Below are 15030 nucleotides of genomic sequence, written 5' to 3'. Positions count from 1 at the left end.
ATTTGATTTTAATATATAAAAAACCTACATAAATGTAGGTTTTTTATTTGTGAAATTTTATGTACGTTCAGGCTTTGTTGTATAAATACATAACCAACTGATTTTGTTCATTTAATTTTTAGGTTGAAATTCATACAAACCTATTTAAATCAGAAGCTTACAAAATCTTTATGCAACAAAGCCATTCAAAATATGAAATTAAAAAAATCATTGGTCAATTTTGGTCTGAAAAATATATTGAAGTGTTAGGATGCAAAGGTTTATCCAAAAAGATTTATGACAATCTAATTCAAATAAAAGAAAAATATCGTAACACTTTTGCTCATGGTGGATTTGAAAAAAAGAGTCAATCATTTCATTTCCATTTAGAGGGATATGGAGCAGTTCCTGCAACAATGTCTGATTATAAAAATAGCGTCTACTTTACCTCAATTCCTTTAAATGAAGATAAGTTTATTGAAATTGTAAAGATTTTTGACGAGCTTGATAGGTATATCGAAGAAAACTTGGTAGCAGGGTGGAAGTTTTGTCAAAGCGGATTGGATTTGATAATGGATAGATCTTCGTTGAAGAATATGCTTGAAGTTTCTCAAGATCCAGATAATTTCGAGCATTGGCTACAAAATGAGAATGAGAGGTTATGTAATTATATCAATGCTGATTATTAGAACTGACTTAGTGACTAATAGCTAGTTTTCTAGTCTTCGCCCAAATGCCATCATCATTTACAAAAATGGACAATAGACATTCATCACAATAGAGTTATACTGCTTAGACCATTTTCTAAAACAACGGAGAACAAAGATGGTTACAGCTGGCTCAAAACCGGGAACAGGTTTCTATTTTTGTATTCAATGCGGACATCGCGTCTTCTTAGAAATTGGTACAGACCGACTACCACCGTGTACCAAATGCCTCGGCACCCAATATAACGATAAGGTTGCCTAAGCACACGATATTCAAAACAGAAGATCCTGTTTTAAATAAAAGCCCTATCACCCGATAGGGCTTTTTTGTTAGCGTATAATTTACATCATAAAAATGGCTTAAATCTCAAGGATAAGCAGCATGGAAACAATCCTCGGTTTATGTATCGGTATCGGCTTGAGTGCAGCCTGTGGTTTCCGTGTTTTTGTGCCTTTAATGGTGATGAGTATTGCTGCATTGATGGGCTGGTTTGAACCGATGACCGGTTTTGAATGGCTGGCCATGCCGGCAGTTTGTCTGGCTTTAGCCATCGCGACCCTCTGTGAAATCGCTGCGTATTATATTCCCTGGGTGGACAATGCCATCGATACGATTGCAACGCCTGCAGCCATGCTGGCCGGAACCTTGATAACGATGGCTGCCAGCAGTGGAAAAATGTCTCAGTTTGCAGCTTGGGCCGCAGCGATTATTGTCGGTGGCGGAACAGCTGGGGCTGTGCAAATGAGCAGTGTTGCAGCACGCGGACTATCAACTGCCACCACGGGCGGTGTTGCGAATCCCGTACTCTCAACCGGAGAGTGGATCGGGGCTATTCTGTTATCCATCCTGTCATTGCTTTTGCCAGTGCTAGCTACCTTGCTGGTTGTAATGCTAGCCATAATGGCAATTCGCTGGATACGTCTAAAAAAGAAAAACAAGCTAGAAAATTCCGCCTTATAAAAGTCAGATAAATAAATATTTATCACTCATTCTTAATGAAATATTTGCTTAAAGAAAGGTCCTTATCTTGTTTATGAAATTGCTTGATTTTTATTCAATAAAGACATAATTTTATTATGGAATTGCAAAAGACATAATTTCTGTATGGTTTTATTTGTGGTTGAACTTTATAAAAACAATATTAGGGGAACTGTAAATGATTAAATTTATTGTAGATGAACAAGAGTCTGCTCAAGGCGTGCACTATATTCATAACGCAACACGAGGCTGTGAAGACCTGCCAGAATTTGATAACCAGATTCTGATTGGATATTTTGCTAATTATGATCTGGCTTATAAACGGGCAAGAATGAATTGGCCGAGGGAAAAAGTAGAGGGCTGTCATAAGTGCTGTACAGAATGAGATTTATAGACATATTGGGCATCATTTAAAACCCGCTATACAGTGGGTTTTACTATTTATTTTGTTTGAAAATCGGTCAGTTTGACCTCATATAAAATTATAGATTTATCATTTTTTAGGGCTGCTCAATTGCAACATTATCTTGATCTCAATCATGACTCGGGTGTGGCCAATTATGAGATTGGCAATGAGTTCATTCGGGTTCAATTCAAGAAAACCTCGAAAGTGTATACGTATAGCTATAGCAGTGCGGGCTATCAGCATGTGGAAAATATGAAACAGCTGGCCCAGTATGGTGATGGCTTAAATGCCTATATCAATCATCATACCCGTCATCTGTTTGTACGCTAAAAAGTGATCGCTGGAAGTCAAAACTGAAACTTTTAGCTCAAAATATTTAAACCATTTCCCTTTAGATCACAGATACAAATCAGTAGTTCCTGAAGATTTGATCAATCTGTTAACTTAATGATAGATGGCTCTACAGGCAGGGAATCACTATGGACCTCGATTTCTGGTGTCGGTTTTTACTTTATACATTGGCTTTGAATTACAGCATTTTAATGCTCTGGTTCTTGCTCATTGTCTTTTTACGAGACTGGGTACAACGATTGCATAGTCGATGGTTTTAGCTTTCAGATTCGACTTTTGATGCCGTTCATTATGGCGGCATGGCCCTCTATAAAATCGGAATACTCCTATTCAATCTGGTTCCGCTGATAGCCATATATTTAATTGGGAAAAGTTAGGAGACAAAACTTTCTCAGGTTTCAAGAATAAATAAAATTGATAGTCGCATTAGCATTACACAGAGCAGTTTAAACGCTTAAAATACTCGAAACAGAATAAATAATATAGAAAAGGAGTTCGGCTCAATGAATCAGTTTAAACCTGCCTTAATTTTAGGTGCATTGATCGGCTTGGGAATGATTATTGCCGGATTCATTCTGGGCAATAGTGCGGTCAAGATTAAACAATATGAACGGATTGTTTCCGTAAAAGGGCTGTCGGAACGTGAAGTGAAAGCCGATGTCGCAGTCTGGCCCATCCGTTTTAGTGGCGGTAGTCAGGATCTGACAGAACTGTATGACACCATGGAGCTGCAAACCCAACAAATTCAGGCGTTCTTAAAAGGCGAAGGTTTTAAGGCAGAAGAAATTACCACAGGTTCTCCAGTCACTACAGATAAATACGCCCAGCAATACGGCGGTGATGCCAATGTCGCGCTACGTTATACCGCGCATCAGACCATTACGGTTTATACCCACAATATTGATGCAGTCCGTGCAGCGCAAACCCGTCTGGTCGCTCTCGGTAAAAAAGGTATTGCTTTTGGTGGTGATGATTCCGGGCAAAGAACGGAATATATTTTTACCAAACTGAATGACATCAAACCGGCGATGATTGAAGAGGCCACACAAAATGCCCGCAGTGTGGCAGAAAAGTTTGCAGCAGATTCTCAAAGCCGTCTCGGGAAAATCAAGACAGCCAATCAAGGTCTGTTTAGCATTGAAGACCGTGACAGCAATACGCCTTATCTAAAGAAAGTTCGTGTGGTTTCTACAGTGGATTATTATCTGGCTGATTAAATGGCTGGAAAACTGAACTTAGCGGTTTGAAAAATTTAGAGCAGAATGAAGTTTTAAGTGAAGATAAATTCCAGTAATTCTGCTCTTTCCGCAATAAAAGATCTTTATTTTGAGCTAAAAGATAAAAAATTCTTCTATAAATATATTCTAAGAAAAATATTTTCAAAAACTGGGAAAATTAAAAAATCTTAGGAAATTAATTTTACCGCAGCTTGGCTACTATATATCTCAAGGGTGTGATGGGATCGAAAAGAGTAGCATGCTGTGAGTGGCGCAAAACGCGAGTGCAGTACGAACCCAAAAGGTCTCGATTCGGCTTAGGACGCTATAGACCAAAAGTTTATAGGCTATAAGATCATTTCTTACAAAGAGTGATAGTTGAAGTAAACCATCAAGATGTTTTCCCAACACCCTCAAAATTTTCTCTTCTAATAATAAATCTTCTCCTCCAAACTGCTTAATACTTTCCTTACCCAGTCACTTATCTTCTTCCTCAAATAGCTTTAAATTCATTTGAGATTCAATCAAATACTATTAAAATCACATATCTAATCTATTTTATTTGTAGCCTATTGCTTTCAATTATCCTTTATTTAAATACTATTCTAATGTCACCGGTTGTTTATAAGTATTTGATATAAATAATTTAAAATATAATATGTTTAATATTTGCTCACAAATTATATCCTTGAAAAATAAAACAGAATGCTATGATAATTTTACATATAAGAAAGGGGCACGTCTCATGAAAAAATATGAATTAGAAATCAGTTATCCGCATCAGGAAGAAGACGAAGCAGAGCAGCTAGGCAGCTTATCGGCAGAAGAAATTCTCTCTACTTTTAAGTCCATCAATTGGCAACAGTTACGGATTTTACAATTACAGATGCAAGCCGCCATTACCACTTTTACCGTAACAGATTCCGATACTGAACAGTCGATCCAGATCACGCTAAATGAACTGGCGCCCTCAGGTCAGCTTGAGTTCAGGCTGGAAAGTGATATTGAAGTCGAAGCTCAGCATAAAATTCTGGGACTGTTTAGCCTGAAAAACAAAGACTATGTGTCATTTCGCAGTCTGACTATGTCACAGGTTCAGCAATATCTTATGACATTCTTAAATGAAGATCTCGACAGCCTGAAAACCCAGTATCAGTCAGGTCATTCAGTATCTCCCATCAGTGCAGCGTCCAAAGCTTAGTCGGGCATTGATTCTATAACAGGGCTGGATTGACAGTATTCCCTGACATTGTTATTTTGCGCGTTTTCTCCTGAATGCTTACAGCACATGCCTATTAACGACAACTTTGTCTACGCGCCGCCTCAAGACCCATTGCATATTCTGTATGAAGATGATGATCTAGTCGTCATTGAGAAGCCGGCTGGTTTGTTGTCTGTTCCGGGACGTTTGCCTGAGCATCATGACAGTGCTTATCTACGGGTACTAGAGCGTTATCCGAATGCCAAAATTACCCATCGTCTGGATATGGCGACGTCCGGAATACTGATGTTTGCCAAACATCGCGAAGCCGAAGTGGCGGTCAGTAAAATGTTCCAGGCACGTACAGTCAGCAAGCACTATATTGCGCTGGTACAGGGAGAGATTCAGACCGAGGGCAGTGTCGATGTGCCTTTAATTACTGACTGGGAAAATCGCCCACGGCAAATGGTACATTTTGAACTGGGTAAAGCTGCCAAAACACTCTATCAACGGCTGGAATATCTGCCTGAGCAAGACATCAGCCGGGTATTACTGACGCCAATTACCGGACGTTCACATCAGCTCAGAGTCCACATGCTGCATATCGGTCATCCGATTACGGGCGATAAAATTTATCATCCGGAACCAACGCGTAGTGCTCTTAATCGCATGGCCTTGCATGCCAGTGAACTGACTTTTACTCAACCCTTGAGTGGTCATAAAGTTGAGATTCTTGCACCTGCGCCATTTTAGTGAGACTTAACCATTCAAAAAATGAATATAGATTCTGATAAATATTTGAATTTCAGTAAGCTGCAACAGAAATGTTAGAATTTATTTCAATCATCGGAAAATTATGGAGTTGAATTTAAACAGTTTTCTAGAAAAATTATGTTCTGAATCATGTCTTATCAAGTAATGAATTTTTGAAATAAAAAATGTGTACCAGAAAACATTGCAGGAATCATTTAAGGGGGATTTATCACTTTATCTTTAGTTTAACTGTTTGATCTGTCTATTTTTATTAGGTTTTTCTCAAGATTTTCAGCCTATCCGAAATTCGATCTTATAACTTTTGATATAAAAATAAAAACCACTCTAATCGCTTATCACCAACAGATTCATGTTAAGTAAATTGATAGGCATAAAAATATTAAGGTTTTATAGGTGAAAGATCATTTAAAAGATCAAATATATTAAATATTTATGGTCAATTTTTATCTTTGATTCTCATCATTAAATTATGCAGAATAACTTTAAAACATCATAAATTTTTAATTTTTTAGTGCCTATATATGGTGCAAGGGGTAAGGGACAGGATGATGCTAAGTGGCGCGCTCTTTGTTCTCGCAAGTGTTTTAATCATTGTATTACTAGGGGTATTCAATAGCCTGAAATTATCAAGAAACAATATTCGGTCTCTACAGGAAAATCTGGATCATTCACGCAGTAAATTAGCTGATTATGAAACACAAGTTGATGAATTAAATTATGAAATGACCCAGCTACGGATGCAGTTGGGGAGCGCCAGAACTGAACTGAATAAATATAAAAAATATCAGGATATCTGTGACATCGAGCAGTACATTATTAACCGCAGTTTGCAGGCTGAAAATTTCGTAGAAGTAACCAAGCTTGATGCTTCCATCATGCTGGATGATCTCAAAGCCTATATCGCTCAGGTCAAAGCATATTTACAGAGTTTACAGGCTCAGGCCGAAGCTGATATTGAGCAGCAGGCCCGAAAAGCTTTACAGGCTTATTATCAGCAGGCCAAAGAACAGCAGCGACTGCAAGAAGTAGTTGAGGCTCTCGAGCAGAAGATCAAGGGCTATCAACATGGTTTTGATGTGCCGGTCACGCAGCTTCTGGATCAGCTCATTAGTGGCTACAATGATACTGATGCAGCTCGGCATTTACTGACTATCAGAACACAGATTGAGCAGGCCAAAGAACAGCAGCAGATGGCTAGCTGTAACTATGTTGATGAAGACCGTCGCAAGAGCACCATCGAGATTTTGAGTCTGGCATTTAATAGCAGGGCAGAATTCTATTTGTCCCAGTTAAATACTCATAATCTGGGAGAAATGCTGCAATCCTTAAAAGATGATTATCGCCTGATGAACTATAAAGGACAAAGCTTGAGCCAAGCCATGATTCAGGAGTCTTATCTGAACTTACGTCTGGAAGAGCTTAAATTCGCCGCCATTTTACTCGAGCTTCGACAGAATCAAGTGTCTGAGCCATCTGCAGTAATCGCTTCCTAACTCCAATTAAAAAAGACAAATCAACCGATGAAATTTTTTAATCTGCAGATTGATATGTAGGTATTTTAAATTAGATGAAAATGCAGCTTTTTTTCTCAAATTATTAAATTTATATTGATAAAATTCAGTTGGTTATTTAGAGAAAGTTAATTTTTTTTCATATTCTGTACTCGATAATTCAAATAAAATAAGTTAAGCTGAATCGAATAATAAAACATCATAATAAGGGTATCTCTATGGCACGCGATTATGACAAATTCCCTGACGATGAAAATGGTCATGTACTGTGGCAAATGTATCAGGATGGTGATGATCTGCAGGACGACCATGAAATTGAATTCTCGATAGCCTTTAATAGTGAAGAACAGGCTGACCGCTGTGCATTGAACTTGCTTAAAGAAGAACAAAAGATAAGCCTATATCAGGATGAGGAGAGCGATACGCTGGAATGGACAATTACTATTCATGTCTATATGCAGCCTACCTATGAAAATATTGTCGATCTGGAACAATGGTTTACCAGAATTGCCGCTGAATTTCAGGGTGAATATGACGGCTGGGGCTGTATGGCCTATGTCTATGATGATGAAGTCGACCCGGAAGAGGGCGAAAGCAAACTGCGTAGCAGCTAATCAAAATTTCCTTATTCAAGCCCGGTTAAGCCGGGTTTTTTATCGCCTGCGGTATTGGTCGGGTCAACTGTAGTTTTTTGTTATACATCCTATAAAATGGATAGATAACAATTATATTTAGGCCGTACAGTATGTTGGGCAGTTATTTAAATACTGAGGCCGACGAAATCAGGATGATCCGTCCGAATAATAAATAAAAATAATCTTTCAGTAAGAACAAGAAAAAAAGGTAGGCTGAAATGAGTTATACCCTAAAAATGCATCGCGTATTCAGTGCGCCACCGGAACGGGTGTACCGGGCCTTTATTCATCCAGATGCTATTGCAAAATGGCTGGCACCGCATGGCTTCACTGCCAGAGTTGAGCATGCCGAAGTCAAACCGGGAGGCAGCTATAAAATCACCCTGACCAATTTTGCTACCGGTACCCAGCATCATTTACATGGCACCTATCATGAAGTTATTCCCAACCAGCTACTGCGCTATACCGATTGCTTTTCTACACCTGAAGTCAAAGGTGAAATTGAAGTCACGCTCATCTTTGAAAAAGTGTCTGTAGGCACCAGCCTGCATATTATTCAGGTGGGTTATCCGGATCTAGTACCGCCATCTGCATGCTACTTAAGCTGGCAAGAGTCATTGCAGCTTTTGTCCTGGCTGGTCAATCCACATATTTTGGATGGTTAAGTTCAGTTAATTAAGTTGAGCGGGAGATCCTTTTAAAGCTTGAGCATGAACCTATCCAAAGATGCTATAATTCAGCTTTAATTTTTTGTTTTTTCTTTTATTTTTTTATTTTGTCGAGGTTGCTATGGCTCTACCACAATGCCCAAAATGCCAGTCTGAATATACCTATGAAGATGGTGACTTGTTAATCTGCCCAGAATGTGGATATGAGTGGAAAGAAGGGGAAGCAACTGAGGAACCCGTGGTCATCAAGGATGCGCATGGCAATCTGCTGGCTGATGGCGACACAGTTACGCTGATTAAGGATCTTAAAATTAAAGGGTCTTCTTCAGTGGTTAAAGTCGGGACTAAGGTCAAAAATATTCGTCTATTACCCGATGCAACTGATGGACATGATATTGACTGTAAAATTGATGGCATTGGCGCCATGAAGCTCAAATCTGAATATGTGAAAAAAGCCTAATACGTTCTTATACGAATGAGTGCTTTCGGTCTTCGGGTTTGAAGGTTTATGCTTCTTCCTCAAACTCGAAGATCAATCTCTTCTGATCACTATATCATGCCTGGATCTATGCTTTATGCCTCATCTTCATTTTGAATATTCAGATAATATTCAGCAGCTCGAAACCCAACCTTTAATGTTGGCAATTCATCAGGCCTTATTTAACGCCGGTTATATTAATGACCCGAATGATTTAAAAAGCCGGGCGATTGTACAGCAAGATTTTGTGATTGGACTAGAGCAGAAGACAGATCAGGCTTATGTGCATGCTAAAGTTTCTCTCCTGACTGGTCGTAGTCTGGACATTCGTCAAGCAATTTCCAAGCTGGTACTTCAGGTCATGCAGCAGCACATTGTCTCGCAGCCAGGGCTAAAGATTCAGCTCTGTGTTGAAATTCTGGAAATGGACAAAGAAACTTACACTAAAGCTATTATTTGAATTTTTTAGATTGAAGTGAGGACTAGAAATGAAGTTTTCCTAGTTCCTCTCTTTATCTTGAATGTATAAGAACTTAATAAAAAATTGAGAAGTATCAAAGCAATTTTGAAATATAAAGAACGATAAATAAAACTAGGACGTGTCCTCATTTGGCTTTGCACCAAATAAATATGCAGGCTATACGGATTATAGATTTATAATTGCGTGCTAGTTTATCAAATCGAGTTGCAATAGCACGGAAATGTTTTAATCTCGCAAAAGCATTTTCAACTAAATGTCTTAATTTATATAGATATTTATCAAATTCCTTATTCGATCTCTTACTGTTTGATCTCAATGGAATAATGGGAATCATATTCTTGTTCTTGGCACATATTCTAATGTGCTCAGCATCATACCCCTTGTCAGCAATGAGATAAGTTGCCTCGCGTACAATATCAATCAGTTGTTTTGCAACTTGACTGTCGTGGACGCCACCCCCAGTGATTTTAAAATCAATCGGTAATCCATTCGCGTCGGTTGCAAGATGTATTTTTGTTGTTCGTCCACCACGTGATTGTCCAATTGCTCTTTCGAAACCATTCCGAGCTCCACTTGCATGTTGATGCACGCGTATGTAGCTTCCATCAATGAATACCCATTCCTGATCCAGAATGCCTCGTAATCTAAAAAAAATTTATTCCACAATCCCTTGCTTGCCCAACGATTAAAACGATTATAAGCAGTTTGCCAAGGACAAAGTTCTTGAGGAATATCACGCCATGTCGCACCCGTACGTAGTTTCCATAAGATGGCTTCCATGATATTTCTACTATTTTTTGAACAGTAACAACCGTGTAATCGCATAGTATCTTGAATTTTCTGCCAAATATCATCGGTGAGAAGAGTACGTGCCATTGAAAAAATATAGAAATGAAAAGAGCTTAAAGGAGGATTTTAAGTATTTAAAACCAATTCTTCAAATGAGGACACGCCCTAGAGCATAAAAATTTAAATAATCAGTCAAAATTCACCTGATGATTGTAGTTGATCAGAAAATTTTGCCTATGATTAAAAAATGGTGTAATTTTAGGTATTAGGTCACATTTTTGACCTGATCTATGGGGGATGGGTAAAACCAGAACCCATCCACATAATTAAAAATAATGAAAAACAAGAAAGACTGAAAAATGATGAGATGCTTGAAATCTCGGTTTTCAAGTCTGAATAAAACCTTATAGAGAGGTATTCAATGAAAATAATAGGGGAAGAATGTCTGGCTCAGGAAGTCAGGACATTTTTACAAAAATGGGATCAAGCTATTTGTTCACTTGAATTCAGCGAAATTCGTCAACTTTGCCGACCAGATGTCTGTCTGATTGATATTAGCTCCGAGCTGAAAGGGATTGAGGCTTATCAGGCTGCATGGCAACAGTACCGCCCATATATGCGCAACAATGGTATGCGCGTTGAACGGCAGGAGGTCACCATTCAGGTCAATAATGACATGGCTTTCGTGTATGGGTATGTCCGGATTGCCTATGCGGTGATGGAACGATATTTTTCTTTACAATGGTGCCGCTTCAGCATGGTCTTAAGCAAACAGCAAGATCAGTGGCAATTGCATTATCAACATATTTCTGTTCCTGTTCAGGAGAAAACTGAAAAACTGCGTCCTGTGAAACTGGCAGGTTAAGGCGCAAGTTTTAAATTTCATTGTAACAAGATCATCATGTCTATTTGTCCATTCTTGAAAAAAATCACCATAAAAAGCCTGAATCGTTCAGGCTTTTTTATTTAGGGAAGATTAGAAACGTTTTGGAATCCGCTGACCATCCGGTACCGGAATTTCCGCATTCTTTAATACACCAAATAACCAGGTTTCTGCATGTTGTACGGCTGTTTTTAACTGGTCACCCAAGGCTAGACGTCCGGCAATAAAACTTGCTAATGAACAGCCTGAGCCGTGATATTCACCCTCCAGACGCGGGCAACGGGTTTCGTTGATCAATTCACCCTGAATATATAGACGGTTCTGGATATAGTCGGGAGTATCTTCATGGCCGCCTTTAACCAGAATCGCGTGAGCACCCATTTCAAACAGTTTCTGCGTGGCCTGATCCAAATCCTGTTCACCTGTTAGGGCACGCAACTCAACTGTATTCGGAGTTAAAATCGTGGCTAGTGGAATCAGTTGTGTAAACGCTTTGACCAGTGTGGCCTGATTGCCGAGTGAGCCACCACTGTTGGCTACCAGCACCGGATCCAGTACATACTGATAATCTGCATGCGCTGTTAGAAATTCTGCCAGCGCCTCAATATTTTCAGTAGTACCCAGCATGCCTGATTTAACACAGCGGATCGGTAGATCATTTACCACGGCATTAGCCTGAGCCAGCAATAATTCTTTTGAAGTTGCTTCAAAACCAAAAACCTGTTGCGAGTTCTGAATGGTCAGGGCTGTACAGGCAATTGCAGCATGAGCACCACTTTGGCCGATGGCTTCAATATCTGCTTGAAGGCCTGCTCCACCTGAAGGATCTAAACCTGAAAAGCAAAGTACGGTAGGTCGCAAAATGATGTCCTTCATTCACTAAAATTGCCTTAGTATAGGCAAATTTATTCAAACTCTCGATATTAATTTCTATCACTTGCAAGAACTGTCTGTCAGGCAAAATTTCGTATGTTTATCTGATCAAAATATAGAGTTGACTACCCTGAAAATGGGCGTTATTGGCTTATTTTTATGGCCTAGTAATTGCTTTAGGGTAGAGAAATCTGGCTATACTCACGATATGAATTGATGTCGGCTGCAAACATAGGGGACAAGGTGTGATTCAGAATATTTTAATTGACTTGGATGGTACATTAACTGACCCAAAAGTGGGGATTACGACTTCTGCCCGCTACGGTCTGGAAAAGGTGGGTCATCCGATCAGTGAAGACACGAATATTGACTGGATTATCGGGCCTCCTCTAAAAGCTTCGCTAGCCAAAATTCTGAATGTAGATGCGGATGATACTCTGGCTGAACAGGCACTAATGGCATACCGCGAGCGTTTCGCAGTGACTGGTCTATATGAAAATCACGTCTTTGAAGGCGTAGCTGAAACTCTGGCGGAACTTAAACGCCGTGGTTATCGCCTGTTTCTCGCAACAGCAAAACCAACCGTTTATGCTAAACAGATTCTGGAACATTTTAATCTGGCCCAGTATTTTACTGAGATTTATGGCAGTGAGCTGAATGGTGATCGAACCAATAAAGGGGAACTGATTCAGTATATCTTGGAACAACAAGGCATACAGGCTGAGCAATGCATTATGGTGGGGGATCGTGAGCATGATATTTTTGGTGCCCGCCATAACGGGATTGAGTCGATTGCAGTCAAATACGGCTATGGTTCAGAAATTGAATTACAGCAGGCACAGCCTAAGTATATGATTGAGAACTTTAGTCATTTATTAAACTATTTAAAATAATTTTTTATTTTCATTAAAATAAAATGCTTCTATGTTTAGGAGCATTTTTTATATTCATTATTAACAATAATTTTTAACTTTATCTTTTGAATAGAAATCTATTTTATTGCGTTAACTTAATTAATTATTTGTATACTTTTATTCTAATATTTTTTAGGCTTACATAAATATAATAATGTATTTTGTGTGATGAATGTCATAGTTTAATTATAATTCACAAAAACATATTTGCCATATTTTAATATCTATTTATTTAAATCTAACTAAAATGTTAAAATTCAACAGCTTAACTTTATAATAAGTTTTTAATTTATTCATTTCACTATGTTTTTAATATTTGGTAACAAGTTAAAGATAACATTTTTCAAATTCTCATTCCTTTATTTTGATGCTATGTATTTCATGTTTAATTCAGTAATAAATAAATTATAAAAAAAGGATGGGGGATAATATGGAGAATATACAGATATTGTCGGCAGAAAATGGAGAATTAATTCAGGATATTAATACTAATATTGTGAATTTAACCTAAAAATCAGTGATTAAAGTAAATGCCACGATTGATGAAGTGGCAAAAATTACGCGTCAAGGTAATTCGGCTGTTATCTATTTTAAAAATGGTGAAACTATTACGATCGAAAATTATTTTGATTATGCAGTGAATGATAATCGAATCGTTTTTGAGCATGAAGGCCAATTGTACTGGGCGGAATTTACTGATGAAAATGGGGTAATGCTCGATACGATTCAATATCACCCGCTTACAGGAGATCTGGCTGAGAGTGGAACCGTAGCTGCGTGTGTTTTACCTTGACTGGGTGGGGCACTGGCTCTAGGAGCTATTGCGGCAGCGGCAGGTGGAGGCTCATCCTCAGGAAGTAGTTCGGATAATCGGGATATGAGTCCGCCGAAGTTAACCGGCGTCATTGTGAATGAAGAAGGCCAGCTTGAACTGAGTTTCGATGAAAATATAAATGGTTCAAATCCACGCGCTGAAGATTTCACAGTGGTTGTGGATGGAGAAGAAATTCCCGTCACCGATATTATTGTACAAGATGATAAGATTATCCTGATTACGGAACCGGAGATCCGGGACGGACAAGAAGTTACGGTTGAATATCAGGATAGTACACCTGATGATAATCAGGGAATTAAGGATTCAGAAGGGAATGTATTAGAAGATCTGGATTCAGATGATGTGGGGGGAGTGCAGAATCCGGATATTAGTGGGCCCGTACTTTTAGCTGCCGAAGTTAATGCCAATGGCAATATCGAGCTTAGCTTTAATGAAGCGCTGGATGCAGATAATTTATCTCCTTTAGATAGTCTGGTCGTTACAGTGGGTACAGCTCCAGATCAGACTACAGTCGATGTGATCAATATTGCTGCCGATGGAAATATCCTCACGATGATTACCAATCCAGTGATTACAGCTGGGCAGAGCGTTAGTGTTGAAAATATACTGATCCAACCCCTGGAAATGATGACAATGCAATTCAGGACTTGGCAGGGAATGATGCCGCAAGCTTTACTACAGCGGATCTACCCAATGGAGTTGTAAATAATTCAGAACGTTTACTGAATCTTACCGATGATAATGTGTCCGCAATTGTGGAAGGATCACAAGATGCGACTGTAGTGGCAACATATAGTGATAGGAGTGGTATCGACGTGCTCAATGGCACTTCGGAAGTTGCCGTAGTCGGTTTTACGATTGAGGAAAATACTTCTAGTGTAGTGATCGCTGTACAGCAAGAAAATCTGGTTGGCTTGGCGAATGCCTTTACTTTCGTGGTACGTAGTACAACCACTGGCGAAGAATTTGAGGCCGCTTCAGCAAATACCAGTCAAGGCGGCTTGATTGCTGGTGCATTGGGACTGGAGCTACTGGGTGGAGTGGCAGATGCTCAAGGATTGAAGCTAGATATTAATGACTTGCCTGCTGGAATCTATGAAGTCTCTGTATATGGTGATTCTTCATAATTAGCAGATATCCTGACCACTATAGATCTAGCAAGTTTAGGGGATAACACGGTTAACAATCTGGTGTTAGATACCGTATTAGGTCTACTGGAAGCTACCTTGACTGGCCAAAATGCTGATCCTCGTGGAATTCTGGAGCAATTGACACTTCGTGAGTTATTGGATTTAACTACAGGTTCTTCTGTACCAATTATAAATTTTAACCACAGCAGTTGATTCAGT

The 15030-nt window shown here is 39.0% G+C and carries 21 protein-coding genes and 1 pseudogene; 20 read left to right on the top strand and 2 right to left on the bottom strand.

Features of this window, described 5'->3' with window-relative positions:
- Positions 1 to 170: 170 nt before the first annotated feature.
- The 14 genes and pseudogenes from F897_RS15005 to F897_RS14950 all read left to right on the top strand — a co-directional run bounded on the left by F897_RS15005 (position 171) and on the right by F897_RS14950 (position 9366).
- Complete coding sequence (locus tag F897_RS15005; protein WP_005237119.1) at positions 171 to 668, top strand: hypothetical protein; 498 nt, start codon at positions 171 to 173, stop codon at positions 666 to 668.
- Positions 669 to 750: 82 nt separating this feature from the next.
- Positions 751 to 948 carry a zinc ribbon-containing protein gene (locus F897_RS17545; protein ID WP_312074660.1) on the top strand — a complete coding sequence of 66 codons (198 nt, stop codon included), beginning with the start codon at positions 751 to 753 and terminating at the stop codon, positions 946 to 948.
- A gap of 120 nt (positions 949 to 1068) precedes the next feature.
- The gene (locus tag F897_RS15000) at positions 1069 to 1647 is read left to right on the top strand and encodes a DUF4126 domain-containing protein (RefSeq protein WP_005237117.1); all 579 of its coding nucleotides are present in this window, start codon (positions 1069 to 1071) and stop codon (positions 1645 to 1647) included.
- Positions 1648 to 1843: 196 nt separating this feature from the next.
- A complete protein-coding gene (locus F897_RS14995) occupies positions 1844 to 2050 on the top strand; it encodes a hypothetical protein (RefSeq protein WP_005237115.1) in 207 nt (68 codons plus the stop codon).
- A 129-nt stretch (positions 2051 to 2179) separates the two neighbouring features.
- The gene (locus F897_RS14990) at positions 2180 to 2401 is read left to right on the top strand and encodes a hypothetical protein (RefSeq protein WP_004785142.1); all 222 of its coding nucleotides are present in this window, start codon (positions 2180 to 2182) and stop codon (positions 2399 to 2401) included.
- A 149-nt stretch (positions 2402 to 2550) separates the two neighbouring features.
- Positions 2551 to 2799: pseudogene (locus F897_RS17970) on the top strand (DUF6868 family protein).
- A gap of 126 nt (positions 2800 to 2925) precedes the next feature.
- On the top strand, positions 2926 to 3639 hold the full coding sequence (locus F897_RS14985) for an SIMPL domain-containing protein (protein WP_005237113.1): 714 nt from the start codon (positions 2926 to 2928) through the stop codon (positions 3637 to 3639).
- A 745-nt stretch (positions 3640 to 4384) separates the two neighbouring features.
- Positions 4385 to 4840, top strand: a complete 456-nt coding sequence (locus F897_RS14980; protein WP_005237111.1) for a hypothetical protein — start codon at positions 4385 to 4387, stop codon at positions 4838 to 4840.
- Between the two features lie 87 nt (positions 4841 to 4927).
- Positions 4928 to 5593: a pseudouridine synthase gene (locus F897_RS14975; protein ID WP_005237110.1), complete on the top strand. Its 666-nt coding sequence runs from the start codon at positions 4928 to 4930 to the stop codon at positions 5591 to 5593.
- A gap of 569 nt (positions 5594 to 6162) precedes the next feature.
- On the top strand, positions 6163 to 7107 hold the full coding sequence (locus F897_RS14970; protein ID WP_034581229.1) for an SNIPE associated domain-containing protein: 945 nt from the start codon (positions 6163 to 6165) through the stop codon (positions 7105 to 7107).
- Between the two features lie 236 nt (positions 7108 to 7343).
- The gene (locus F897_RS14965) at positions 7344 to 7739 is read left to right on the top strand and encodes a ribonuclease E inhibitor RraB (RefSeq protein ID WP_005237106.1); all 396 of its coding nucleotides are present in this window, start codon (positions 7344 to 7346) and stop codon (positions 7737 to 7739) included.
- A 239-nt stretch (positions 7740 to 7978) separates the two neighbouring features.
- A complete protein-coding gene (locus F897_RS14960; RefSeq protein WP_005237101.1) occupies positions 7979 to 8425 on the top strand; it encodes an SRPBCC domain-containing protein in 447 nt (148 codons plus the stop codon).
- Between the two features lie 124 nt (positions 8426 to 8549).
- Complete coding sequence (locus tag F897_RS14955; protein ID WP_005237099.1) at positions 8550 to 8888, top strand: zinc ribbon domain-containing protein YjdM; 339 nt, start codon at positions 8550 to 8552, stop codon at positions 8886 to 8888.
- Between the two features lie 115 nt (positions 8889 to 9003).
- Positions 9004 to 9366, top strand: a complete 363-nt coding sequence (locus F897_RS14950; protein ID WP_005237097.1) for a 5-carboxymethyl-2-hydroxymuconate Delta-isomerase — start codon at positions 9004 to 9006, stop codon at positions 9364 to 9366.
- A 145-nt stretch (positions 9367 to 9511) separates the two neighbouring features.
- On the opposite strand, the gene F897_RS17190 is transcribed toward F897_RS14950, so the two are convergent.
- Positions 9512 to 10263, bottom strand: a protein-coding gene (locus F897_RS17190; RefSeq protein WP_224213998.1) for an IS5 family transposase whose coding sequence is annotated in 2 segments (ribosomal slippage) — positions 9512 to 10029 and positions 10029 to 10263 — 753 coding nt in all. Because the reading frame shifts where the segments join, the coding sequence is not laid out codon by codon here.
- 334 nt (positions 10264 to 10597) lie between these two features.
- Here F897_RS17190 and F897_RS14940 point away from each other — a divergent pair.
- A complete protein-coding gene (locus F897_RS14940; protein WP_005237093.1) occupies positions 10598 to 11041 on the top strand; it encodes a YybH family protein in 444 nt (147 codons plus the stop codon).
- Positions 11042 to 11152: 111 nt separating this feature from the next.
- Here the strand turns inward: F897_RS14940 and F897_RS14935 are convergent, their stop codons facing one another.
- Positions 11153 to 11920 (bottom strand): hydroxymethylpyrimidine/phosphomethylpyrimidine kinase, encoded by a 768-nt coding sequence (locus F897_RS14935; protein ID WP_034581228.1) that lies wholly within the window; start codon positions 11918 to 11920, stop codon positions 11153 to 11155.
- A 257-nt stretch (positions 11921 to 12177) separates the two neighbouring features.
- Between F897_RS14935 and F897_RS14930 the strand changes: the two genes are divergently transcribed.
- The 5 genes from F897_RS14930 (at position 12178) to F897_RS17805 (ending at position 15024) form a co-directional block, all read left to right on the top strand.
- Positions 12178 to 12825: an HAD family hydrolase gene (locus F897_RS14930; RefSeq protein ID WP_005237090.1), complete on the top strand. Its 648-nt coding sequence runs from the start codon at positions 12178 to 12180 to the stop codon at positions 12823 to 12825.
- Between the two features lie 538 nt (positions 12826 to 13363).
- The gene (locus F897_RS14925) at positions 13364 to 13639 is read left to right on the top strand and encodes a BapA/Bap/LapF family prefix-like domain-containing protein (protein ID WP_005237089.1); all 276 of its coding nucleotides are present in this window, start codon (positions 13364 to 13366) and stop codon (positions 13637 to 13639) included.
- Positions 13640 to 13723: 84 nt separating this feature from the next.
- Positions 13724 to 14386 carry a SwmB domain-containing protein gene (locus F897_RS14920; protein WP_005237088.1) on the top strand — a complete coding sequence of 221 codons (663 nt, stop codon included), beginning with the start codon at positions 13724 to 13726 and terminating at the stop codon, positions 14384 to 14386.
- Complete coding sequence (locus F897_RS14915) at positions 14329 to 14808, top strand: hypothetical protein (RefSeq protein WP_005237086.1); 480 nt, start codon at positions 14329 to 14331, stop codon at positions 14806 to 14808. Before F897_RS14920 ends, F897_RS14915 begins: the two co-directional genes overlap by 58 nt.
- A gap of 63 nt (positions 14809 to 14871) precedes the next feature.
- Positions 14872 to 15024: a hypothetical protein gene (locus tag F897_RS17805; RefSeq protein WP_164071346.1), complete on the top strand. Its 153-nt coding sequence runs from the start codon at positions 14872 to 14874 to the stop codon at positions 15022 to 15024.
- Positions 15025 to 15030 lie beyond the last annotated feature (6 nt).

Origin of the sequence: Acinetobacter variabilis (assembly GCF_000369625.1) — a bacterium.
Classification (GTDB): Bacteria; Pseudomonadota; Gammaproteobacteria; order Pseudomonadales; family Moraxellaceae; genus Acinetobacter; species Acinetobacter variabilis.
The sequence above is the reverse complement of the archived record's forward strand: the minus strand, read 5'-3'. Positions and strand labels throughout refer to the sequence as shown.